The 24874-nt window shown below is 37.5% G+C and carries 28 protein-coding genes; 22 read left to right on the plus strand and 6 right to left on the minus strand.

Translation table 11 applies throughout. The features are described 5' to 3' along the window. Positions 1–115 precede the first annotated feature (115 nt). Positions 116–517 carry a group III truncated hemoglobin gene (locus JEM65_RS04855; RefSeq protein ID WP_199597647.1) on the minus strand — a complete coding sequence of 134 codons (402 nt, stop codon included), beginning with the start codon at positions 515–517 and terminating at the stop codon, positions 116–118. 6 nt (positions 518–523) lie between these two features. Continuing rightward, positions 524–814, minus strand: coding sequence for a hypothetical protein (locus JEM65_RS04860; protein WP_199597649.1), 291 nt, complete (start codon positions 812–814; stop codon positions 524–526). Positions 815–888: 74 nt separating this feature from the next. Between JEM65_RS04860 and JEM65_RS04865 the strand changes: the two genes are divergently transcribed. From JEM65_RS04865 to JEM65_RS04910, 10 genes are all read left to right on the plus strand, one after another. Next, on the plus strand, positions 889–1476 hold the full coding sequence (locus JEM65_RS04865; protein ID WP_199597651.1) for a Crp/Fnr family transcriptional regulator: 588 nt from the start codon (positions 889–891) through the stop codon (positions 1474–1476). Positions 1477–1587: 111 nt separating this feature from the next. Beyond that, positions 1588–2355: a Rossmann-like and DUF2520 domain-containing protein gene (locus JEM65_RS04870; protein WP_199597653.1), complete on the plus strand. Its 768-nt coding sequence runs from the start codon at positions 1588–1590 to the stop codon at positions 2353–2355. Then, on the plus strand, positions 2336–2866 hold the full coding sequence (locus tag JEM65_RS04875; protein WP_199597655.1) for a KdsC family phosphatase: 531 nt from the start codon (positions 2336–2338) through the stop codon (positions 2864–2866). Before JEM65_RS04870 ends, JEM65_RS04875 begins: the two co-directional genes overlap by 20 nt. Before the next feature lie 285 nt (positions 2867–3151). Beyond that, complete coding sequence (locus tag JEM65_RS04880; protein WP_199597657.1) at positions 3152–4075, plus strand: geranylgeranylglycerol-phosphate geranylgeranyltransferase; 924 nt, start codon at positions 3152–3154, stop codon at positions 4073–4075. Positions 4076–4213: 138 nt separating this feature from the next. Next, complete coding sequence (locus tag JEM65_RS04885; RefSeq protein WP_199597659.1) at positions 4214–4807, plus strand: Maf-like protein; 594 nt, start codon at positions 4214–4216, stop codon at positions 4805–4807. A 28-nt stretch (positions 4808–4835) separates the two neighbouring features. Further along, positions 4836–5765, plus strand: a complete 930-nt coding sequence (locus JEM65_RS04890; protein WP_199597661.1) for a septum formation inhibitor Maf — start codon at positions 4836–4838, stop codon at positions 5763–5765. A gap of 52 nt (positions 5766–5817) precedes the next feature. Continuing rightward, on the plus strand, positions 5818–6360 hold the full coding sequence (locus JEM65_RS04895) for a mechanosensitive ion channel domain-containing protein (protein ID WP_199597664.1): 543 nt from the start codon (positions 5818–5820) through the stop codon (positions 6358–6360). A 169-nt stretch (positions 6361–6529) separates the two neighbouring features. Beyond that, positions 6530–9055: a PIG-L family deacetylase gene (locus JEM65_RS04900; protein WP_199597666.1), complete on the plus strand. Its 2526-nt coding sequence runs from the start codon at positions 6530–6532 to the stop codon at positions 9053–9055. A 117-nt stretch (positions 9056–9172) separates the two neighbouring features. Then, positions 9173–10942, plus strand: a complete 1770-nt coding sequence (locus tag JEM65_RS04905; RefSeq protein WP_199597668.1) for a sodium:solute symporter — start codon at positions 9173–9175, stop codon at positions 10940–10942. After that, positions 10939–11910 (plus strand): Gfo/Idh/MocA family protein, encoded by a 972-nt coding sequence (locus JEM65_RS04910; RefSeq protein ID WP_199597670.1) that lies wholly within the window; start codon positions 10939–10941, stop codon positions 11908–11910. Before JEM65_RS04905 ends, JEM65_RS04910 begins: the two co-directional genes overlap by 4 nt. A gap of 86 nt (positions 11911–11996) precedes the next feature. On the opposite strand, the gene JEM65_RS04915 is transcribed toward JEM65_RS04910, so the two are convergent. Next, positions 11997–12842 (minus strand): DUF2911 domain-containing protein, encoded by an 846-nt coding sequence (locus JEM65_RS04915; RefSeq protein WP_199597673.1) that lies wholly within the window; start codon positions 12840–12842, stop codon positions 11997–11999. Positions 12843–13067: 225 nt separating this feature from the next. Between JEM65_RS04915 and JEM65_RS04920 the strand changes: the two genes are divergently transcribed. The 11 genes from JEM65_RS04920 (at position 13068) to JEM65_RS04970 (ending at position 21678) form a co-directional block, all read left to right on the plus strand. Further along, the gene (locus JEM65_RS04920; protein ID WP_199597675.1) at positions 13068–13727 is read left to right on the plus strand and encodes a TetR family transcriptional regulator C-terminal domain-containing protein; all 660 of its coding nucleotides are present in this window, start codon (positions 13068–13070) and stop codon (positions 13725–13727) included. Then, the gene (locus JEM65_RS04925; protein ID WP_199597677.1) at positions 13724–15037 is read left to right on the plus strand and encodes an ABC1 kinase family protein; all 1314 of its coding nucleotides are present in this window, start codon (positions 13724–13726) and stop codon (positions 15035–15037) included. Before JEM65_RS04920 ends, JEM65_RS04925 begins: the two co-directional genes overlap by 4 nt. Before the next feature lie 55 nt (positions 15038–15092). Then, the gene (locus JEM65_RS04930) at positions 15093–16541 is read left to right on the plus strand and encodes an SDR family oxidoreductase (RefSeq protein WP_199597679.1); all 1449 of its coding nucleotides are present in this window, start codon (positions 15093–15095) and stop codon (positions 16539–16541) included. A gap of 230 nt (positions 16542–16771) precedes the next feature. Further along, on the plus strand, positions 16772–17197 hold the full coding sequence (locus JEM65_RS04935; RefSeq protein WP_199597680.1) for a hypothetical protein: 426 nt from the start codon (positions 16772–16774) through the stop codon (positions 17195–17197). 126 nt (positions 17198–17323) lie between these two features. Continuing rightward, positions 17324–18022 carry a GTP cyclohydrolase I FolE gene (gene folE, locus JEM65_RS04940; protein WP_199597681.1) on the plus strand — a complete coding sequence of 233 codons (699 nt, stop codon included), beginning with the start codon at positions 17324–17326 and terminating at the stop codon, positions 18020–18022. Between the two features lie 4 nt (positions 18023–18026). Continuing rightward, positions 18027–18251 (plus strand): hypothetical protein, encoded by a 225-nt coding sequence (locus JEM65_RS04945; protein ID WP_199597682.1) that lies wholly within the window; start codon positions 18027–18029, stop codon positions 18249–18251. A 245-nt stretch (positions 18252–18496) separates the two neighbouring features. Then, complete coding sequence (locus JEM65_RS04950; RefSeq protein ID WP_199597683.1) at positions 18497–18970, plus strand: glutathione peroxidase; 474 nt, start codon at positions 18497–18499, stop codon at positions 18968–18970. Between the two features lie 9 nt (positions 18971–18979). Beyond that, entirely contained in the window at positions 18980–19441 is a 462-nt protein-coding gene (locus tag JEM65_RS04955; protein ID WP_199597684.1) for a TspO/MBR family protein, read from the plus strand. A 37-nt stretch (positions 19442–19478) separates the two neighbouring features. Then, positions 19479–19958, plus strand: a complete 480-nt coding sequence (locus JEM65_RS04960) for an SRPBCC family protein (RefSeq protein ID WP_199597686.1) — start codon at positions 19479–19481, stop codon at positions 19956–19958. A 2-nt stretch (positions 19959–19960) separates the two neighbouring features. Then, entirely contained in the window at positions 19961–21265 is a 1305-nt protein-coding gene (locus JEM65_RS04965) for a cryptochrome/photolyase family protein (protein WP_199597688.1), read from the plus strand. Between the two features lie 125 nt (positions 21266–21390). Beyond that, the gene (locus tag JEM65_RS04970; protein WP_199597690.1) at positions 21391–21678 is read left to right on the plus strand and encodes a hypothetical protein; all 288 of its coding nucleotides are present in this window, start codon (positions 21391–21393) and stop codon (positions 21676–21678) included. Between the two features lie 53 nt (positions 21679–21731). Here the strand turns inward: JEM65_RS04970 and murA are convergent, their stop codons facing one another. The 3 genes from murA to JEM65_RS04985 all read right to left on the minus strand — a co-directional run bounded on the left by murA (position 21732) and on the right by JEM65_RS04985 (position 24242). Then, positions 21732–23042 (minus strand): UDP-N-acetylglucosamine 1-carboxyvinyltransferase, encoded by a 1311-nt coding sequence (gene murA, locus JEM65_RS04975; RefSeq protein WP_199597699.1) that lies wholly within the window; start codon positions 23040–23042, stop codon positions 21732–21734. Between the two features lie 6 nt (positions 23043–23048). Beyond that, on the minus strand, positions 23049–23699 hold the full coding sequence (locus tag JEM65_RS04980; RefSeq protein WP_199597701.1) for a DUF4290 domain-containing protein: 651 nt from the start codon (positions 23697–23699) through the stop codon (positions 23049–23051). A 249-nt stretch (positions 23700–23948) separates the two neighbouring features. Then, entirely contained in the window at positions 23949–24242 is a 294-nt protein-coding gene (locus JEM65_RS04985; protein WP_199597703.1) for a DUF493 family protein, read from the minus strand. Positions 24243–24334: 92 nt separating this feature from the next. On the opposite strand from JEM65_RS04985, the gene JEM65_RS04990 reads away from it, so the two are divergent. Then, entirely contained in the window at positions 24335–24874 is a 540-nt protein-coding gene (locus JEM65_RS04990; protein WP_199597705.1) for an AAA family ATPase, read from the plus strand.

The following is a 24874-nucleotide window of genomic DNA, read 5'->3' on the forward strand; positions in this document are numbered from 1 at the left end:
TCATAACGCTACTCTATCCTCTTTCAATATTCTTATGAGCTCACATAAATTGAAGCGCAATGACTTTATCTGGAGTATGCCGCTGATATTGCTAAATTCCCCGCCACACAGCGGCTTATTGCTGCCTCGCCTGAAATATGTTCATAAACATAAACGTTCCCATTTTCCGGGCCCTATTTTTTGCATTTTGAGTATATTCACCTTCAAAAAGTTCGTCTAAAGTTTCAAACCACAAATTGAGCCACAGTCCAAAATGCTCTTGGGTAATGGCATTATCATTTTCTTTATCAACCTTAATGTGCACCTCTAAAGGATTGCCATGATACCGTTGCTCCAATTTTCGGGACATAAACAAACTGCTTTCCCAAAACGTGGTTAAGCGCTCAATATGTGCCTCCCAATCTTTAATGATGCGGTTAAAAAATGGCCCCAAGACCTTATCTTGTCTGACTTTTTTATAAAACTCTGAGACGAGTAAAAACACATCTTCCCTACTTCCAATATCTTTTTTTTCCATTCTAACTTATGCCAATCGTAGCAAATTAATGATAATAAATGTAATGTGCACCAAAACGGTTGCGATGAATAAATTAAAAATCAGCTTTGGTTTCAATTGGGCATACAACGATCCGTTATAAGCCATTGCAAAAGTTACCACCAAGGTCAAATCTAAAAAATGAAACGTTGACTGGCTAGTCATCAAAATTAACATTGTAGCAATAGAGCCTATACAACTTTGAAATATGATGCTCAATGGAATATATAATATGAGATGGTCTGTGAAATCCTGAAGTCCTTTATTATAAAGTGACATTTGCTTTCTTTTTTAGTGTTCATACAAAGTTCCTAAACCATTCTTCGTATTTTTATGATTCAAATCATAAGATCATGATTCCGGAACAGGTCATTCAGCATTTTGGAGCTACTTTAAAAAGCTATTCAAAAGAGCACACTATTTTTAATGAAGGAGAGCATGCTGATTTTTATTACCAAATTAAAACCGGGCATGTAAAAATGTTTAACCTGACAGAAGACGGAAAAGAATTTGTTCAGGGATTTTTTGAAAAGGACAATTCATTTGGAGAACCTCCGTTATTTGGTGCCTTTAAATATCCAGCTACAGCACAAACTCTTGTAGCCTCTGAAATTTACCTGCTCTCTAAAACTTCATTTTTTGACCTTCTAAAATCTCACCCGGACATTCATTTGACATTTACGCAAATGATTTGTAAACGGATGATTTACAAAGCAAAGATTGCTAGAGAAATGTCTATATACCCACCTGAACATCGTATTTTAACACTGTTGCACCATCTTAAAACCAATGCAAAAATTGAAACAGCTTTTGAAGTGCCACTTACGCGGCAACAAATTTCAGAGTTGACGGGTCTGCGGGTAGAAACGGTGATCAGAGCCATAAAAAAGCTCGAAAAACTAGAATCTTTGGCTATAATTGACCGAAAAGTAGTCCTATAGAGGTTATTAGATCTTAGATAGTGGTGCAGTAATCACCAAAGAAGTCTATGATCCACATGAAAATTGTAATTTCTTAATTCCTATGTCTTAATTCTTCATTAATTTAGCGGCATGATTTCAGTAATTATTCTTGGAGCAGGCAATGTTGCAGCTCATTTATTCAACGCTTTTGACGGTACAGAGCAGGTACACGTAAAACAGTGGTATAACAGATCCATCAAAAGTATCCAGTCTTATAAAAATAAGGTTGTGATAACGGACGACCTCTCACAGTTGGAGAAAGCTGATGTTTACATTATTGCCGTCAGTGATGATGCCATTGCCAATTTATCTACAAAATTGCCTTTTGAAAACCGATTGGTAGTCCATACCTCAGGATCTGTCAATGTTCATGATTTGGATAAAAAGAATCGACGTGGGGTATTTTATCCTTTACAAACATTTAGCAAGGCTGCTACCCTGAATTTTGAAAATGTCCCTATCTGTCTTGAGGTGTTGGACAAAGCAGATCTCAAGACTTTAAAATCCTTGGCAAAAACAATAGGTAGTTCCACTCATAAAGTCAATACTGATCAGCGCAGAGCACTGCATTTAGCGGCTGTATTTGTCAATAATTTTACCAATCAATTGTATCGTGTGGCCCACGAAATCACCGAGTCTAAAGGTGTAGAATTTGATATTTTAAAGCCTTTAATATTAGAAACCGCCAAAAAAGTACAGGATATTTCTCCTTATATGGCACAAACAGGGCCTGCAAAACGCAACGATAAAAAAACCATAAAAAAACATTTACAACTGCTGGAAAGCGCGCAACATAAAGCTATTTATGAACTCCTAACGGCAAGTATCCAAAAAACACATGGAAGAAAAAAGTTATAAAGAATACCTAGAACATATTACCACTTTTATTTTTGACGTTGATGGCGTGCTGACTGACGGCACAATTTCATTGACTACCACTGGCGAAATGCTGCGTACCATGCACACAAAAGATGGCTTTGCCATGAAGACCGCCTTATTAGCCGGCTTTAATGTGTGCATTATTTCTGGCGGCAGTAATGAAGGTGTCCGCCAACGCTTACAAGGCTTAGGAATTACCGATATTTATTTAGGCGCACATAACAAAATTGAGCAGATGGATGCCTATATGGACCTTCACCATATCAAACCTGAAAACGTCCTGTATATGGGTGACGATATTCCAGACTATCCTGTCATGACCCGTGTCGGGTTGCCTACCTGTCCGCAAGATGCAGTGCCTGAAATTAAGGCTATTTCCAAATACATTTCGCATAAAAACGGCGGCCAAGGCTGTGTAAGAGACGTGATTGAACAAGTCTTAAAAGTACAAGGGAAATGGAACGGGAACTTTAGTGCGAAGTATGATTGAAGATTGATCTAGGTTTGAGGTTTGAGGGTTGAGGGTTGAGGTTTGAGGGATGTACATTGTTGATTTGTGATTGAAGATTGCTGATTTTTGATTGATCTAGGTTGAGGTTTGAGGGATGAGGGATGAGGGATGAGGGATGAGGATTGTTGATTTCAGATATGCTAACTTGAATAAGAACCGCCAACTGAAGACTGACAACTGAAAACTGACAACTGATAACTGATAACTGAACCCCAATTTTCCATTTTAGAAACCTAATAGTTACATAACCAACACAACCATGCCTTGCATATTTTAAATTTAATCCGCTGGAAAAATTTATTGATGATTGCTACTATGCAATTGCTCATAAAATACGCGCTTTTTGAACCGTTCTTAGAAACCACCAATCTGACTATCACGCTCAATGGTTTTGGTTTTGGATTACTGGTCTTTTCAACACTTTGCATTGCAGCAGCCGGAAATATTATTAATGATATTTATGATATAGAAACTGATGCCGTCAATAGACCTTCAAAAGTCATTGTAGGTTCAAAAATTACTGAAAAGACAGCGTTTATCTTATTTATCGTTTTCAATATTATTGGCGTTCTTATTGGTTTTTATTTATCAAATTTGGTAGGACGTAGTGGTTTTTTTGCCATTTTCGTCATCATATCTGCATTGCTATATGTGTATGCCTCATACTTAAAACCCACGCTTTTGTTGGGCAACATTATCATATCGACAATGGTAGCGCTGAGCATTTTAATTGTGGGCGTGTTCGAATTGATTCCCGTAATTACAACACAAAATCAGGCGACACAACTCACTTTTTTTAAAATATTACTGGACTATGCCCTATTTGCATTTTTAATGAATTTGGCAAGAGAAATCATTAAGGATCTCGAAGATGTAGATGGCGATCACAAGGCAGGTATGAACACTTTACCCATCGTCATCGGACGCTCAAGAGCTTCTAAGGCTGCTTTTATGGTTACGCTAGTGCCTCTTTTTGGTTCTGTATATTATGTTGCCACATATTTGTTCAAATATGAACTGTTTATTGGTTATTTTCTTATTTTTATAATTGCACCGCTAATCTATATTGCCATTAGGACGTTTAGCGCAAAATCAAAAAAAGAGTACCGGCATATCAGTACAATGCTTAAATTAGTGATGCTGTTCGGAATGTTGTCTTTAGTATTGTATCCGATGGTTTTGAAATAATTTTCTTGCAATAATGCTAAACAGAAATCGATTCACGAATTACGAATTACCATTGACAATTGACGATTCACGATTAATAATTTACTCTATAACTTTTAACCTCCTTTAGAAAATATTGAACACTGAAGACTAAAAAACATGCTCAAAGACACGCTCAAAGATTACCACATCATTTTGGCTTCAAAATCGCCAAGGCGACAACAGTTCTTTAAAGATTTGGGGTTGGATGTTGAAATTCGTTTAAAACCGGTTATAGAAGAGTACCCACAACGCTTGAACCATTTTGAGATCAGCGATTATTTAGCTCAGCTAAAAGCCTTACCCTATAAAAAAGAACTCAATCCTCAGGATATCCTCATTACGAGTGATACTATTGTATGGCATCATAAAAAAGCTTTGGGCAAACCAAAAGACGCTGCTGAAGCTTTTGAGATTATAAAGTCCTTGAGCAATACCACTCACGATGTTATCACGTCTGTTTGCTTTACCTCGACCACTACTGAAATGACGGTAAATTCAGTCACTAAAGTAACCTTTAAACACTTGACTGATGAAGAAATCATGTACTATATAAACACCTACAAACCTTTTGACAAAGCTGGCGCTTATGGCATTCAGGAATGGATTGGCCAAATTGGCGTTACCAAAATTGAAGGGTCTTATTTTAATGTGATGGGCCTGCCCACCCATCTTGTTTATCAAACGTTAAATGACATGGTCAACACCATCTAACATTGTATTTTTATCAAAACTGTTCACTATGAAACTGTCAACTACACTCTTATTTGTTACTGCTTTTTGTCTGATTTTTATCTCATGTAAAAATGAAGAAAACACACAACAACATACTGAAAAACAAGAAGACAAAGCACCTCAAACATTAAGAAAAGCTGAGCCATTATCTGAAGATTTTAAAGCGTATTGGTATCAGGGAGAAGCTGAAATTACCACCTATGCTTTAGAGCAGGCACGTTATGGTGAAATCCGTAAAGGTACCGCTGTGTTAGTGTTTGTTACGGAACCGTTTTTGAAGTCAGAACAGGTAAAGGCGGATCAACCGTCTTCAAAAAATAGTTCCGTTTTAAAACTCAATGCAACAAAAAATTTCAACACTGGCATCTACCCTTATAGCATCATGCAGAGTGTGTTTTATCCGGTGTCCAACAACCAACATGCCTTAAAAATTTCCTGCTCTGTGCAAGAATGGTGCGGCCAAGTGTATATGCAACTCAATAACCGCTCAGATTTTGAAGTGCGCTCGCATTCTTATTTTGAAGGCGAAGCCGATGAAGAGTTCAGCCTAAATAAGAGCATTCTGGAAAATGAACTTTGGACACAATTACGCATCGATCCAAAGAGCTTGCCAACTGGCAATGTGGACATCATCCCCTCTTTTGAGTTTTTAAGACTAAGACACATCCCTTTTAAGACTTATAGCGCTTCCGCAGAATTGACCCAAAACACTTATACGCTTACCTATCCAGATTTGAACAGGAGTTTCAGCATAACCTTCAATCCGCAGTCTCCTTTTGACATCATTTCTTGGGAAGAGACCTTTATCAGCGGTCAAGGTAATAAAGCCCAAGAACTCACTACAAAAGCAACCAGAATTAAATCCATCAAATCGGATTATTGGAACAAAAATTCTAATGCAGATATTGGCTTAAGAGAAAGCCTTGGATTAGATTAGTTTCAATCGTTTTCTACGTATCTTTGCCGTTAATTAACATTTAAAAGAATCTATGTTTTTTCTAAACTATCAGCAAGGTTTTATTTATACGGGATTTCTCCTTATTTTTTTACTGATAATAAGATTTTTCGTAAACAAGGTTATCAGTAAAGTTTCAAGAAAAAAAGGGATTAATATTGCCCGAATTCACTTAATGCAACGCTATGTTAGTGTCGCTCTAGTCATTATTGCCCTATTGATTATTCCATTTAATTTTGGAACGGAAGCCAAAGATTTAATACTCCTTTTTTCATCTGTTTTTGCAGTAATTGGTATCGGACTGTTCGCTATATGGTCCATTCTTAGCAATATCACTTCAGGCATCATTATGTTTTTCTCATTTCCGTATAAAGTAGGTGATAAAATACAAATTCACGATAAAGATTTTCCTCTTGAAGGCATTATTGAAGATATTAGAGCATTCCAACTGCATTTACGCATTGAAAATGGCGACTTGGTAACGTATCCCAATAACTTAATGCTTCAAAGAGCAGTCACCTTAATTAAAAAAGATGCAATTGATGAATTATTTGAAGACAACACCGATATGGTTTAAGTTTTAGGCGCATTTCATTTTTTATCCAAAGGTTATAAGCCCTTTATAATCTATTTTAAAATCAGTTCTTCAAGGCTTCTATGGGTCATTATTTGAGTTAAATAAGCACTAAAAGCTAAAATTACGATGCTTCTTTTTTATATTTGAAGTTCAAGCTAATGCACCACACATGTTCAGATCTTATGTATTGCCATTCATCACCTTTATGTATTGTTTTTCGATACAAGCCCAACAACCCAAAAAACCTACAAGTTCAGAACTCTATGAAGCGATAGAAAAACTCAATTTTTTAGGGTCTGTATTGTACATTGCCGCACATCCTGATGATGAAAATACACGACTCATCTCGCATATGTCTAATGGCGTAAAGGCGAGAACAGCCTATCTTTCGTTAACGCGTGGCGATGGCGGACAAAACCTTATCGGACCAGAACTTCGAGAGCTTTTAGGCGTTATCAGAACCCAAGAATTGGTAGCAGCTCGTAAAATTGATGGTGGTGAGCAATTCTTTACCCGTGCCAATGATTTTGGGTATTCTAAACATCCTGATGAAACCTTGGCTATTTGGAATAAAGACGACGTGCTGAGCGATGTGGTTTGGGCCATTCGAAAATTTCAGCCAGATATCATTATCAATCGTTTTGATCACCGTAGCTCAGGCTCAACCCACGGCCACCATACCAGTTCTGCCATGCTGAGCATGGAAGCTTTTGATGCCGCGGCCGACCCAACAAAATATCCAGACCAACTTAAATATGTAAAGGTTTGGCAGCCAAAACGTGAGTTTTTTAATCCGTCATGGTGGTTTTATGGCAGTCAGGAAAAATTTGATGCGGCAGATAAAACATACTTTTATGAACTGGAAGTCGGTAACTTCTACCCTGCACTAGGCTTGTCCAATTCAGAAATTGCAGCGTTGAGCAGAAGCTCACACCAATCTCAAGGTTTTGGAAACACAGGATCTCGGGGGAGTGAAACTGAATACTTAGAATTGATAAAAGGCGATTCACCAACAGACCAAACCAATATTTTTGAAGGTATTGATACCAGTTGGAATCGTGTGAAAGGAGGACAACCTATCGGTAAATTATTAAAAAGTGTTCAAGAACATTATGATTTTAACAACCCATCAGCATCGATTCCGCAATTGGTTGAAGCGTATCAACGGATTCAAAAGTTAGAAGATAAGCATTGGAAACAGGTCAAATCTGAAGCCATTAAAAACGTTATTGCTGGTTGTGCGGGCTTATATCTTGAGGTGGCAGCAGCCTCCAATACCGCCACACCAAATAGCACTGTAAAATTAAGTTTGGAAGCCATCAACAGAAGTCCGCAACACATTAAGTTAGCATCTGTAGTATTGTCAGATGGCACCACCATTAAAAACGCTAGAGATTTAAAAAATAATGTATCCCATCAGTTTAAATCAGAGGTGAACATTGCTCAAAACACGCCCTACTCTACCCCGTATTGGTTGGACAGCAAAGGGACTTTAGGCATGTATAATGTAGCAGACCAAAACCTGATTGGCTTACCAGAAACACCTAGAAGCGTTACCGCAACTTTTAATGTTTCAATTAATGGTGTGATAATTCCCTATGTAAGACCCGTTATTTACAAAACCAACGATACTGTAAAGGGAGAGATTTACAAACCGTTTGAAGTGATTCCTGTAGTTTCAGCGCATATTTCAGAACCCGTCATCATTTTTGCTGATGATCAACAAAAAGACATTCAAGTTATCGTGAAGGCCAATCGTGACAATTTAGAAGGTTTTGTACAATTGGCCCATCCTAAGGGTTGGAATGTATATCCTGAAAAGCAAAAGGTTGCTCTTTTACATAAAGGCGAAAAAAAGACCCTAATATTCACGATTATCCCTCCCAAAAATCAAAGTGAAGGCTTGTTGACTCCAATGGTGCATATTGGCGACGAAGTGTTTACTAAACATCTTATTGAAATGGACTACGATCACATTCCATTTCAAATCATATCAGAACCAAGCGAGAGCAAAATTGTACGCTTGGACATTCAGAAAAAAGGCGACAATATCGGCTATATTGAAGGTGCCGGAGATGTGGTTCCTGAAAGCTTAAGACAAATTGGTTATAATGTGGTGCTTATAAAACCCGAAGACATTACATCTGAAAATCTCAGTCGGTTTGATGCCATTGTAGTGGGGATTAGAGCTTATAATACCTTAGACGCTCTAAAATTTAAACAAGCCCAACTGTTCGAATTTGTAAATGAAGGCGGGAATTTAATTGTACAATACAATACCAGTGGAGGCCTGGTGGTAGATGATTTAGCGCCTTACCCGTTAGAATTATCACGAGATCGGGTGACGGACGAAAATTCAGAAGTGAAGTTCTTAAATCCGCAACATGAACTGCTCAACTATCCCAACAAAATCACCCAAATGGATTTTGAAGGCTGGACCCAAGAGCGCGGACTATATTTTCCAGATAAATGGTCGGAAGAGTTCACACCGCTATTGTCTATGCACGATAAAGGAGAATTGGCTAAAGAAGGCAGCTTATTAGTGGCCAAATATGGAAAAGGACATTATATTTATACGGGTTTAAGTTTTTTTAGAGAATTTCCTGAAGGTGTTGCTGGCTCTTTTAGATTATTTGCAAATATGCTTTCTATTGGAAAAAAGAACATAAAAACAGAAACACAGTTAAAACAATAGATCTATACATGAAACAACACCCACCAAAAGAGCGCTGGAAAAAATCGTACACTTTAGTCCTAGTGGCCAACGCGCTCTATATTGTTTTGTTTTATTTTATCATGAAATCCTTCTAACATGCAATTATTAGATTGGATTGTACTTATCGGAACGCTGTTGACCATTGTTATTTATGGCACTTGGAAAACACGCGGCAGCAAAAATGTTGAAGACTACCTAAAAGGTGGCAACGAAGCCAAATGGTGGACCATTGGGTTAAGTGTTATGGCCACCCAAGCCAGCGCCATTACGTTTTTATCAACGCCAGGTCAGGCATTTCATGACGGGATGGGATTTGTGCAATTCTATTTCGGATTGCCCATTGCAATGATCATCATCTGTTTGGTGTTTATTCCGTTGTATTACCGACTTCAAGTGTACACCGCTTATGAGTTTCTTGAAAATCGATTCGATTTAAAAACCAGGAGTCTGACCGCTATTTTATTTTTAGTCCAACGTGGCTTGGCAGCCGGCATTACCATCTATGCACCTGCCATTATCCTCTCTGCTGTATTGGGCTGGAATCTCAATTTGCTGATCATCATCATTGGCGTTTTGGTGATTATCTATACGGTTTCAGGAGGTACAAAAGCGGTGAGCATCACCCAAAAACAGCAAATGGCTGTTATTTTTACAGGAATGTTTATCGCCTTTTTTCTGATCGTAAGTTACCTTCCAGAAAACATCACCTTTACCAAAGCTTTAGAAATAGCTGGGGCAAGTGGAAAAATGGAGATTCTCGATTTTTCATTTGATTTTGATAACCGCTACACGTTTTGGAGTGGCATTATTGGGGGTTCATTTTTAGCTCTCTCCTATTTTGGAACAGATCAAAGTCAGGTACAGCGGTATCTTTCGGGAAAATCGGTTAAGGAAATGCAAATGGGCTTGATTTTTAACGGCCTGTTAAAAGTTCCGATGCAGTTTTTTATCCTTTTGGTTGGGGTGATGGTCTTCGTGTTTTACCAATTTAACACCTCGCCCATTAATTTTAATCCTGCTGCCACAGAAACAGTGATGAATTCTTCATACGCAGATGCATACACCCAACTGCAAAAGCAACAAAATGACATATTTGAAGATAAAAAAGCGGTGATGATGCAATATGCAGACACAAAGAGTGAAGTCCTTGCTTCTCAAATCGCTCTTTATAATGAGGACGATAGAGCCAATAGAAACGCAGCCAAAGAATTGATTAGTAAAGCCAATAAAGAACGTGTGCTCTCTGTAGAAACCAATGATAAAGATTATGTATTTATCCACTTCATCCTAAACAACCTCCCGCGTGGATTGATCGGGTTGTTATTGGCGGTTATCTTAAGTGCTGCCATGTCGAGTACTGCGAGCGAACTCAATGCGTTGTCCTCAACTACCACTATGGATTTATACAAGCGAAGCTATGCGCAAGATAAAAGTCCACATCATTATCTAAAAGCTTCAAAATGGTTTACTCTAACTTGGGGCGTTTTAGCCATTATTTTTGCATCTGCTGCGTACTTGGCTGATAATTTAATTCAATTGGTCAACATTATCGGATCCATTTTTTATGGTAATATTTTGGGGATTTTTCTTCTGGCCTTTTTCTTCAAACACGTCAAAGGGAATGCGGTATTTATCTCCGCACTCATTACACAAGCCCTTGTTTTGAGTTTGTACCTTTTAGATGAATACAATTACATCAATCTTCCGTATTTATGGTTGAATTTTGTGGGATGCTTTTTAGCAATTATTATTGCCATGCTCATTGATTTTAAAAAAACAACCAATAACAATAGGTTAATTCTATTGTTATTAGTCAGCATATTGGCCTATTTTAGTTATTTAATCTATAAAAATTCTATGTCATGAAAACTATAAAATGGGGAATTATCGGACTTGGTAAAATTGCCAATAAGTTTGTTAAGGACCTTCAAACTATTGACAATTGCCAACTCTATGCCGTAGCATCACGACACCAGGAAAAAGCAAACTCTTTTGCCAAGCAGTACAACGCTATAAAAGCATACGATTCTTATGAAGATTTAGCTGCCGATCCTAATGTAGATGCCGTCTACATTGCCACGCCGCACAGTTATCATAAGGAACATGCCATCATGTGTATGAACCATAAAAAAGCGGTGTTGTGTGAAAAACCTTTGGCCATGAACCTAAAGGATGTAGAAACTATGATTGCTTCGGCAAAAATCAACAACGTCCTGTTCATGGAGGCCTTGTGGACGTACTTTTTACCGCACTACCAATTTGTGTTAAACGAATTGAAATCAAATAAGTATGGTGCTATCCATAAATTGGAAGCTGATTTTGGCTTTCAACCCACCATAGATATGGAATCTCGGGTGTTTAAAAAGTCACTCGGTGGGGGAAGTTTGTTGGATATTGGCATCTATCCAATATTTGCAGCCCTATCCACCTTAGGACAACCCGTCGATATTGAAGCAAAAGCCACATTTTTTGACAACGGTGTGGATGCCACTTGCGATGTTATTTTCAATTATAATAATGGTGTAAAGGCCTTCTTAAAAAGCACGCTGTTAGAAGAGACGCCAACAGAAGCGATCTTTTATTGTGAGCACGGCACGATTAAAATCAATACTAGATTTCATCAACCGTCTACCGTAACCATCACACATAAAGGAAAATCAACGACTCACAATTTTGATTATAAAACTATCGGTTACAGTTACGAAACGGAACATTTTAATGACCTGTTAAGAAACAATCAGCTTGAAAGCCCGATAATGACCCACAATTTCAGTAGAAACCTTATGTTTATTTTAGATGATGTGAGACATCTGATCAATCTGAAATACGAATAAAAAAAACCTGACAAGTTTTAAAAACCTGCCAGGTTTAAAGTAGCCTCACAAAATATTTTGAGGCTACAATAAAAGAAATTATTGTTTTACATTGCTCCCCATTCTTTTAGGGAATCTTGATTCATTTTAACATAATCCTTGTTACCGGCAGCCTCAGATGCCGCCAATGATTTTTTAGCAATTTCAATAGCGCCTTTCTTGTCGCCTGCTTTTGCATATATCAAAGATTGTTGTCTTAACTGATAAAAGGCTGGATTGGGAGTCAATGAAATAGCTTTATCAACCCATTCTTTGGCCTTCTTCATGTCCTTACCTTCCTGTAAATAATACACTGCGGCAGCGTAATAATCACCGGCGCCAGGTCCGTTCATCACTTTCTCAATAGAAGAAGAGACAATTTTATCCGTTGGCACTTCAAATTTAACACCAGCATATACATTGGCCCACATCATACCAAGGGTAGCACCGCCACTTGTCAAATCATCAAATGACATTGTAAACGTTTCGATATCCATTGGCAACTGATAGGTTTCAGCAGTTACTTTAGCTGCAACTTTAGAATCGTCCCATTTTTCTGGATTTCCCCAGTTGTTTGAGTCCGTGTAGAACATTACATCCCACGACTTGTCATTTGGCGTAACATATAATGCATATGTTCCCGCTTTTAACGTTTTGCCCCCTACAGTAACATCGGTACTAAAGGTAATTTTAGTGTTTTGATTCGCTCCCAAACGCCATACTTGGCCATAAGGAACCAAATCTCCAAAAATGGCACGACCTCTCATATTAGGACGCGAGTATTCTAAAGTGACATCAGTTAAACCTACCTTTTGTTCTATTGTAGAAAAAGGACTAGGTTGAGGTGTTTGAATTTGTGCATTTGCCGAAAAGGTCATCCCTATTACAGCAAGACAAAGCATGATTTTTTTCATAATAATCTATGTTTTAGATGGTTATTTGATCTATGATGTAAAATTACAGCTTTTAAAACCCTCAATTGTTAATGAAAACTTAAAAAAAATATACTCTAAATATTATCTTTCTGAAGTTCAATACTTTAAAATCAAACCCCGTAAATCATAAACCGCTGTTAAACTTTGTTTAATATAAATCATAAAAAGTTAAACATTACGTATCTTTACCTATAATTTAAAATCATGGCAAAAAAGAATCCTATTTCAGAACAAAACATCATCTCCTATTATATGGAGTATGTTTTAGAACACGGCGCACAACCTCATTCGGTTTATAGTTTTGTAAAAGCAAACAACTTTGAAGAGTCCAAATTTTACGAACATTTTGGCTCCTTTGAAGCAATTGAAAAACAAGTATTTAAAGCATTTTTTGACAATACAGTGCTTGTATTGAATGCCAGTGAGGAATATCAATTGTTTGATGCCCGCAATAAATTGTTAAGCTTCTATTTTACCTTTTTTGAAAACCTAACGGCCAACAGAAGTTATGTGTTGTTTGCACTGAAGCAACATCAAAATACTCTAAAAGGGCTCAAAGTGTTGTCCGAACTTAAAAAAGGCTTTATACAATATATCAATGCCTTAGACATAGAAACTTTAGATATCCAGGAAGAACGCATCAACAAATTGCAGCGTCGCGCCCTGCAAGAATCGGCTTGGGTCCAATTATTGCTAACCCTAAAATTTTGGATGGACGACAGCTCTCCTTCTTTTGAAAAAACCGATATTTTTATTGAAAAGTCAGTCAACACCAGTTTTGACGTCCTCAATATAACGCCCTTAAAAAGCGTGATTGACCTTGGGAAATTTCTTTTCAAGGAGAAAATACAAATGCCTAAATGAAAACCATAAATAAGATTCCAGTATCAAAAATTCAGCGTGCTTCTAAATTAGTATCTACAGGTGCCAAAGTTGGCGTTAATTACCTCAAATATTATGGAGATAAATTGACGAAGACTGAAATTGAAGCACGATCAAAACTCAACGAAAATAATGCTGAGGACATTTATGACAGCTTAAAACAACTTAAAGGAAGTGCCTTAAAAGTTGCCCAAATGCTGAGTATGGAAAAAAGCCTCATGCCACAGGCCTATGTTGAGAAATTCTCTTTGGCCCAATTTTCAGTGCCACCTTTATCGCCAGCCTTAGTATTAAAAACGTTTAAAACCTATTTTGGCAAATTACCAAATGAGCTTTATGATTCCTTCAACACAACTTCTGTTAACGCTGCAAGCATTGGCCAAGTCCATATTGCAGAAAAAAACGGGAAGAAACTTGCTGTGAAAATCCAATATCCGGGAGTCGCCCAAAGTATTTCATCTGATCTTGCCCTTGTAAAACCTATTGCCATGAAAATGTTCAATATTAAAGGGAAGAATTCTGATAAATATTTTAAGGAAGTTGAAGGTAAGCTCATTGAGGAAACCAATTACATTTTGGAACTGCAACAGAGTAAAGAAATTGCTGAAGCTTGTGCCCATATTCCACATCTGCAATTTCCCCAATATTATGAGGAATTGTCTTCAGAGCGCATCATCACCATGGACTATATGGAAGGAGAACATCTTTCTGAATTTTCGTCGCACAATACCAATAAAGAGGCTGCCAACAAGTTAGGCCAAGCGCTTTGGGACTTTTATATGTACCAAATTCACGTTCTCAAAAAAGTACATGCTGATCCACATCCCGGAAACTTTTTGGTATCTAAGGAACACCAATTAATAGCTTTGGATTTTGGATGTATGAAAACTATTCCGGACGATTTTTATGCGCCGTATTTTGAATTGGCAAAACCAGAACATATCTCCAACAAGGTATTTTTTGTAGAAAAACTGTATCAATTAGAGATTTTACGCGAAGACGATTCTAAAGAAGAGGTAGCATTTTTCACAGAAATGTTTCACGAATTGCTGAGCTTGTTTACCCAACCGTTCCACACCGAGACATTCAATTTTTCCGATGGAGAGTTTTTCGGTAAAATAACAGAACTCGGCCAGCGCTATTCTAAAAACACCGAGCTTAGAAAAATGAACGGCAATAGAGGGTCCAAACATTTTATTTATATGAACCGTACCTTTTTTGGTTTGTATAATTTAATGTTCGATCTAAAAGCAAAGGACATCAATATCAATAATTTCACTACCTTTAAATAGCTCATTCTGGTCTCAATTGCATCTGACGGCCCAAACCAACATTATAAAATTTCATATGAACATTCTCGTTACTGGGTCTACTGGCTATATCGGCAAGCGCATCATTCCTATACTTATCAATGAAGGCCATGAAGTGGTATGTGCGGTACGTGATAAATTGCGAGTAGATAAAACCTACCGTGAGGATGCAAACATCACCATTGTTGAAGCCGATTTTTTAAAACCGGAAACCCTTCAAAACATCCCGAAAGATATTGATGTGGCATATTACTTAATACATTCCATGTCCAATACCTCTAAAGATTTCGAGAAATTGGAAGCCACCTGTGCTGAAAATTTTGAAGAGTATTTCTCTACCACACAAGTCAGGCAAGTTATTTATCTAAGCGGCATTACCAATGATAGAAATCTCTCTAAACATTTACAATCGCGTAAAAATGTTGAAGATTTATTGTCTTCAGAAGGCTATGCACTGACCATTTTTAAGGCAGGCATCATTGTAGGTTCAGGGAGCTCCTCTTTTGAAATCATTAGAGATTTGGTCGAAAAATTACCGGTGATGATTGCTCCAAAATGGCTGAACACTAAAACGCAACCTCTCGCGGTTAGAGATGTCTTGGCATTCCTATCCAAGGCAAAAGGACGGGAAGAATTATACAATAAATCTTTCGACATTTTTGGTCCTGAAATTCTGACCTACAAAGAAATGTTGTTAAAGTTTGCGGAGATTAGAGAATTGAAGCGCCACATCCTCACTGTACCCTTAATGACACCAAAACTGTCCTCCTATTGGCTCTATTTTGTAACATCTACCTCCTATAAACTTGCCACGTCCTTGGTAGACAGTATGGGAATTGAAATTATTGGCAATAAAAGTGACATCAACAGCATTCTTGATGTGCAGCCCATCACCTATCCCGAAGCGGTAGAATTAGCGTTTGAAAAAATTGAACAAAACAGTATTGTGTCCAGTTGGAAAGATTCCATGGTCAGCAGTGGTCGTCTCCAAAAGAGTCTTCATAAATATATCAACGTACCAACCTATGGCTGTTTTACCGATTATAAGGAGCGTAAAATTGTGGATATGGACCAAACTATTAACAGAATTTGGTCTATTGGCGGTTCAACAGGTTGGTACTATGGCACCTATTTGTGGAAAATTAGAGGCTATCTGGACTTGTTGTTCGGAGGGATTGGACTGAGACGTGGTAGAACACATGTATCAAAATTAGATGCTGGAGATGCCTTAGATTTCTGGCGGGTCATTTTCAGTGATCGGGAGGAACGAAAACTTTTGTTGTATGCTGAAATGAAACTTCCGGGTGAAGCATGGTTGGAATTCAAAATTGAAGATGGACTGCTAAAACAAACCGCCACCTTCAGACCTCGCGGTTTGGCGGGACGTTTATATTGGTACAGTGTATTGCCGTTTCATGGGTTTATCTTTAAAGGTATGATCAATAAACTAGTTGAAGTGAATGACAATCAAGTTGTAGGCACTTAGACGAATTAGAGACTTCTATCTTAGAAGATGATTTTTAGTTTTGTCAAATCTCTAGATCCTAATACTGAAAAAAAGGCGTGAAGTTAAAATAACTACTAAATTCTGTAAGTATTGGTTCTATTGTCCTACTAAACCAAATGGTTTTAAAACACAGCATTTCAAATGTTAAAAATTGTTTAATCTTTAACCCACAAACTTAAACAGTGATTTAAATCTCCTATATTAGTCAAATGATTTTGGATACCACCCATACCAATAAAGACCACACCAAACTCATCAATAATTTAGTTGGGAAACCTTTTGGATTGGTGCAGTCCATTAAAATGAAAGGGATTGGTTCTAAACGCATGATGGTTGAGGCTGTTAGCCCAAATATGCAACAGTATCTCAACACGGTTGATGATGTTAATTATGCCAATTTGGAATTGCGTCCGCTTGGGGTATTAATTAGAATAAATAAAGGGTTGAAAAACTTTACTTGGGTGATTCCGTATTACCAATTGGTTATTTATAAGACTAATGGTAGCAGCATTCACGCGCAGGGAAAGTTTAGTCATTTTAAACAGAACACAACCTTTAAAGAAAATAAAGCTTTTTTCGATAAGCTTTTGGATGAAAAAGTAAAGCATGCAACGCAATACAACATGCTTCCATAACAATCGAAAATAAAACATGAAGTGGTTACTGAGTGATAGTATGTGCACTCAGCTACTTTTAAAATGTAAACGTTGCTTTGCTTTGTTAATTAAATTTTCAAAGACAGCACTTATAAAAGACCATAAATGATTACCGAAAAAGAATTACCATCACCCAAAATCGATCATAAATTAAATGGGTTTAGCTTAGAAGATATAGGCGACGACCATTTATATACAGGCTTAGAAACCCCATTAAAACCTGATGCCTTCAAACTTTCAGATGAAGAAAAGAAGCATCGTATTGCGGGATTGTTTGAAGAAATTATGGATGTGATAGGATTGGATCTCACAGACGACTCCTTAAAAGGTACGCCAAAACGTCTCGCCAAGATGTATGTTGATGAGATTTTTTCAGGTCTGAATCCGGCCAACAAACCCAAAATCACCTTATTTGATAATAAATACCAATACAACCAGATGTTGGTTGAGAAAAACATCACCCTTTACTCCAATTGTGAACATCATTTCGTACCCATTTTTGGAAAAGCACATGTGGCTTATATTTCTTCAGGAACAGTAATTGGTCTATCAAAGTTGAACCGAATTGTTCGATATTATGCACAGCGTCCCCAAGTTCAGGAGCGTTTGACCAATCAAATTGCAGAAGAATTGAAATATATTTTAGGAACAGAAGATGTTGCTGTTATTATTGACGCAAAACATTTATGCGTGGCTTCACGTGGTATTAAAGATGAATCTTCAACCACAGTTACCTCATATTACGGTGGAAAATTTGGCACACCGGAAAAAATTGCCGAATTGCAAAATTATTTAAAAGATTAAGATTATGGATATTATTAATGAAGCACTTGAATTTGAGCAACGTAAAATGAAATCACTTTCAACAAGTGATCGTATCGAGATTTCTAGACAAGCTAAAACATTAATTTTAGGCTTGAACGAAATTTATAAACGTAAAAAAGATGAACAGATTATGGACATCATGAAGCGCTTGACCGCTATAAAACGTAAAGTTGAAAAACGGTTAAACGGGAGGCCGTTAGTTGCGTAAATTGTAATTTTTGGAGATTTCTAATTTGAGATGCCCACAATATACTTGTGCAATAACGTCAACATAGGCTGTAATTGGCCCATATAAATAGTTCGGTGGTGAAGATGGCTGCTGCTTTGGGTAGCTATGCTACTTCACCACCTTTTATAATATGATTTTTTACGAAATTTATTGCGATGTATCATCGCATACTAGTAATAGTGTTCGTGATCTGAAAAACTCACTAAGATTAAAAACTAATTAATTTGGCATCATTTTACGATTTACAAATCAATAACCTAAATGGCAAACCCATTGATTTCAATACTTTTAAAGGAAAACACATTTTGATAGTGAATGTGGCTTCTAAATGTGGCTTCACTCCGCAGTACAAAGATTTACAAACCTTACATGAACGCTATAAAGATCAATTAGTGGTTATCGGCGTGCCTTGTAATCAATTTGGAGATCAAGAACCTGGAGAGGCTGATGACATACACTCGTTTTGTGAGCTGAATTACGGCGTCACATTTTTGATGACGGAAAAGGTTGATGTAAAAGGTAAGCAGCAGCATCCACTGTATCAATGGTTGACCCAAAAGGAAGAAAACGGCATCAAAGGATCCTCAGTGAAATGGAACTTCCAGAAATACCTGATTGATCAAGAAGGACAGCTTATTGATTATTTTTATTCGCTTACGGAACCATGGAGTTCCAAAATTATAAAACATCTGAACTAATTCGCATTCATGAAATTTTTAAAGCCATTCCTCCTTTTTTTTATTATTAATTTCAGCGCCTTAGCTCTTGGTGTCTTATTAATGGGAGATGCCCCAACAAGTGCGTGGTATACGTCAATGAACCAAGCACCTTGGACACCACCAAACTGGGTTTTCGGAGCAGCTTGGATGACCATTATGCTGTGTTTTTCCTTCTATATGGCACTGCTCTATCTTAAGCAGCCCACTAACAAAGTCATCACCCTATTTTTTATTCAATTTATACTCAATGTCTCTTGGAATTTTGTGTTTTTCAACCAGCACCTTGTCGCTGTCGGGTTACTCATAATTATAGCATTGACCTTTATAATTACTGTGTTTCTAGTCACTTATTTCAGGGTAATGAAAATTAAAAACCTACTCATCCTCCCCTATGTGGTTTGGATTTTTATTGCAACATCTCTTAACCTTTATATCTTAATCAATAATTAAATTCCACCCCTTTTCACTAAGGAATGAACACTTTTTAATGAAAATTTACACGCTTCATCAAACACAAAAGCTGCCCATTAGTATTGAAACCGCCTGGGATTTTTTATCCGATCCTAAAAACTTAAAAACTATTACCCCGGATTATATGGGCTTCAACATCCTTTCAGGGGCTGATAGACCTATGTTTGCTGGTCAGATTATTCAATACATCGTCACACCTGTATTGGGCATCAAAACCAAATGGGTTACAGAAATCACGCACAGTGTCAAAAATGAATATTTTGTAGATGAGCAACGCTTTGGCCCTTATGCCTTATGGCACCACAAGCATTTTATTAAAGCCATTGATGGCGGCGTAGAAATGGAAGATATTATCGATTATAAATTACCCTTCGGAATTTTAGGAAAGATGGTGCATCCTATTTTGGTAAAGCCGAAATTGGAAGAGATTTTCAATTACCGCACCAAAAAGTTAGAAGAATTATTTGGGGTCTACAAAACGAAGAATGCATTATAAAAATGAAAAAACCAATAACAATTTTCTGGTTTCGTCGCGATTTAAGATTGGATGACAATGTCGGGTTCTACGAAGCCTTAAAATCGGAGCACCCAGTGTTACCAATTTTTATTTTTGATACTGAAATCTTGGACGAACTTCCTGAAGATGATGCAAGGGTTACTTTTATTTACGACACACTCCAATCCATGCGCGAGACGCTTCAAAACAAGCACGGAAGTAGTTTGGCCTTGTTTCATGGCAAACCATTGGATATCTACAAACAGCTGTTGAAAGATTATAACATTACCGCCGTGTACATAAACCATGATTATGAACCCTATGCAAAAAAACGCGATTCGGAGCTAGTGAAATATCTTTCAGGACATGGCGTTGAATTTAAGACGTACAAAGATCAGGTCATTTTTGAAAAAGACGAAGTTGTCAAGAAAGACGGCGCGCCGTATATGGTGTATACACCTTATATGAAAGTTTGGAAAGAAAAATTCAACACTATTGATTTGGAGATTTTTTATACAAACTCATATTTAAATAATCTTTTTAAAAATACCCACTTACCCAATCTAAGTTTGTCTGATCTCGGTTTTAAAAAGTCATCCCAGAAGATTGCAGACTACGACGTGACACCAACACTCATTCAAGAGTACGAAAAAACCAGAAACTATCCGGCTCAAGATAGCACCTCACGTTTGGGTCCGCATTTACGCTTTGGAACCGTCAGTATTCGTAAAATGATCAAGAAAGCAATGGCCGAAAACAATGAGATATTTTGGCAAGAATTGATTTGGCGTGAATTTTTTATGCAAATCTTATGGCATTTTCCGCATACCGTAGAGGAGAGTTTTAAACCCAAATATGACCGAATTGAATGGCGTAATAACGAGGCTGAGTTTAAAAAATGGTGCGATGGCAACACGGGGTATCCGCTAGTGGATGCCGGGATGCGCCAACTGAATGCCACAGGATTTATGCACAATCGCATCCGCATGCTCGTGGGTAGTTTTTTGTGTAAACATTTGCTCATTGATTGGCGTTGGGGTGAAGCCTATTTTGCCGAAAAACTGCACGATTATGAGATGTCGAGCAACGTTGGCAATTGGCAATGGGTTGCAGGCTGTGGGGTTGATGCTGCGCCTTATTTCCGCATTTTCAATCCCACTACCCAAATTGAGAAGTTCGATAAAGATTTAAAATACATCAAGAAATGGGTACCTGAGTTTCAGGAGTTGAGTTATCCTGAACCAATGGTTGACCATAAAGAAGCACGGGAACGCTGCTTGGAAACTTATAAACGTGCTTTAAGTTAAGTCCTCATTGTTATTACTACGGTTACTTGCGTCTTTGAATTGTTGGAGGAAAACACCAACAAGGGCATGAATGGCATATAAAAAACCACAACGGCTTATAAAAACATCAACAACGGCATTGGCTTATGTCTTTGTGTTGTTGGTGGAAAACACCAACGACGGCATGGAAATCTTCTGATCTCATTAAATACATTGTTGGTGGAAAACACCAACAATGGCAGGAAAACCCTTATTATGATTATAACTATTGCAGCTCATTACGTTGGGTTGTTGGTGGAAAGCACCAACAAGGGCATGACAACGACATTGGCTTACGTCTCTGTGTTGTTGGTGGAAAACACCAACAACGGCATGCAAACACCAACAATGGCAGGAATACTAACAAGGCTATCAGTAAAAAGTATTTCAAATAAAAAATGCCTCGTTGAGTTGAGGCATTCTTTATCTATAGTATTTTATGACTATATCAATTCACACGTGTAATCTTCGCGCCAATCGCTCTTAAACGCTCATCAATGCGTTCATACCCACGATCAATCTGTTCAATATTATGAATGGTTGAGGATCCTTTTGCAGACAAGGCGGCAATTAATAAGGACACCCCAGCTCTAATATCTGGTGACGTCATTGTTGTAGCTTTTAAACTCGATTTGAAATCATGTCCAATGACGGTAGCACGGTGCGGATCGCAAAGAATGATTTTCGCGCCCATATCGATCAACTTATCCACAAAGAACAATCGGCTCTCAAACATTTTCTGGTGCACTAACACAGCACCTCTGGCCTGCGTGGCGATGACCAAGACTATACTTAACAAATCTGGCGTAAAACCTGGCCAAGGAGCATCAGCAACCGTTAAAATTGATCCATCAATATAACTCTGTATTTCGTAACCCTCTTTATGTGCCGGAATGTAAATATCCTCGCCTTTGCGTTCAATGGTAATGCCTAATTTTCTGAAAACATCTGGAATTTGTCCCAAATCGTCCCAACTGACATTTTTAATGGTCAATTCACTTTTGGTCATGGCTGCCAATCCGATCCAGCTTCCAATCTCAATCATATCGGGCAACATTTTATGATCTGTACCTCCTAAGGAATCCACTCCTTCAATACGCAGCATATTCGATCCTACCCCACTTATTTTTGCGCCCATCCTATTGAGCATTTTACACAATTGCTGTAAATACGGCTCACAGGCAGCGTTATAAATAGTGGTGGTGCCTTCTGCTAACACAGCAGCCATCACTATATTGGCAGTTCCGGTTACTGATGCCTCATCTAAAAGCATATAAGCCCCTTTTAAACGATCCGCTTCTACACCATAAAAATGATCTTCACGGTTGTAACGAAATTTTGCACCCAAATTGATAAAGCCTTCAAAGTGCGTATCCAATCTGCGACGTCCAATTTTATCACCTCCTGGTTTTGGGATATACCCTTTACCAAAACGGGCCAAAAGTGGCCCCACAATCATGATGGAACCTCGTAATCCTTTGCCGTCTTCTTTGAATTCAGGCGATTCGAGATACTTCATATTCACTTCATCTGCCTTAAACGTATAAGAGCCCGAACCAATTTTATGGATCTTGACCCCTAATTTTTCTAAAAGCGAAATCAGTTTATTGACATCAATAATGTCTGGGATGTTATGGATGGTGACAGTTTCTGGTGTTAATAAAACAGCACATAAAATTTGTAATGCTTCATTTTTTGCACCTTGAGGTTGGATACTTCCTTTTAATTGATGACCTCCTTCAATTATAAATGTTGCCATGTATGGTTAGTAGCGTTTTCTGTTGCGGTTGGTATTGCTTTTTTTACTGTGTACTTTCTTGTTACTTGTAGTGGTGTACTTTTTCTTGTTTCTCATTAAAGTAGAAGCGTCAGACAAGTCTTCATCTTCTTCCTTTAAATTGATTGTACCTCCTGACAATTCATACAAATGATTAAAAATAACATCGTCTTCAACAGTGTCCTTGTTCCAGTTCAGGAAACATTTTTTCATGTGATTGGCAATGGTATAAATCAAAGCTTCCTTTAAATCTCCTTCTTCCCAAGTATTGGCAACATCAATCATTGTTTTGATATTATTGCCATAAAAACGGTACTTCGGAAAATTCTGTGGATATTCTAACGGCTCAGGATGTGCCTGTAACTCTTCTTTCAACGGTTTTGGGTATGGTGAATTTACATCCAAATCAAAATCGGCCATAATAAATAGCTGATCCCAAAGTTTGTGCTGAAAGTCAGGTACATCTCTTAAATGAGGTTGTAAATTGCCCATTACAGAAATAATGGCTTTTGCAACTTCATTGCGTTCTTCTAATGTCGGACGCTCTTTGGCATAATTGATCATTTTTTGTAGATGCCTTCCATATTCAGGAATGATCAAATGTTCACGCTCAGTATTGTATTCTAAATTGTCTATCAAAATATAAATGGTGTAGTATTAATTGTTTTGCAGCGGAGTACGTTGTGCAAGCCTGCAAAATACGAAAAAAAATAAAGAAACTTTAATTGTGGTTTAAAAGTTTCGTTAAAAGATAAAATGGTTTCAGCTCTAAACCACAGCAATGTTCGTGAATTTACTGGAAGTTTACCACCTATAAAAGAAAAAAATTCAATCTAACCGAATCAGAAGACTACTCTAATGGCAACGTAAAAAACGTCACCATCATTATTATAACGTGATGACGCCCTCCACCTTAGAGGCTACTTCTTTATATTTTTCAATCACAACTTCAGGAGTTGGTAATTGCACGTTAATGGACACGCTGGTATAATTGCCGTTTTTTGAAGGATTTGTTTTAATGACGGCGCCCATATTGTTAAAAATAGATTCTATTTTTTCTATTTTTTGCCCATCGGTTTTAACTATAAATTTATAAAGATATTCTGAAGGCCAACTCGACGTTTCATAAAGTTGTGACCTTAATTTATCGTAAAATTCGTCTTGATTTTTATCTGTGTTCATAATGATTCAAATTCAGCTGTAAAGATACATTTTACTTTACATTTTTTAATTCCTATTAAAATTACGATTTTTGTTACCAAAACCTTGCCAAATTGAACACTAAGAAGATTGTTATTACGGGTGGCCCAGGAACTGGAAAATCATCAATTATAGACGAATTAAAAGAAAGAGGACATATCTGTTTTGATGAAATCTCGAGACAAGTTACTCTTGAGGCCAGGAAAAGTGGGGTAGACCAGCTATTTTTAACCCAGCCACTACTCTTCAGTCAGATGCTTTTAGAAGGCAGAGCCAAACAGTTTGTGGAGGCGAATAATCAATCAAATAGCACTGTTTTTCTAGATCGGGGCTTACCTGATGTTTTGGCATACATGGATTACTTTGGCAGTGCATACCCGGAAGATTTTGTCGACGTCTGCCAAAACAACACCTATGAGGCGGTTTTTATATTAGCGCCATGGAAAGAAATATTTAAATGTGACAGTGTCCGATACGAAACATTTGAACAGGCTGAACGCATCCACGAGCAACTTCTCAAAACCTATAAAAAATTCAATTATAATTTAATAGACATCCCTTTTGATACTGTAGCAAAACGCACTGATTTCATTATAGAATCCTTAAATTTATAG

The sequence above is a fragment of the Gelidibacter salicanalis genome (genome assembly GCF_016469035.1).
Taxonomy (GTDB): Bacteria; Bacteroidota; Bacteroidia; order Flavobacteriales; family Flavobacteriaceae; genus Gelidibacter; species Gelidibacter salicanalis_A.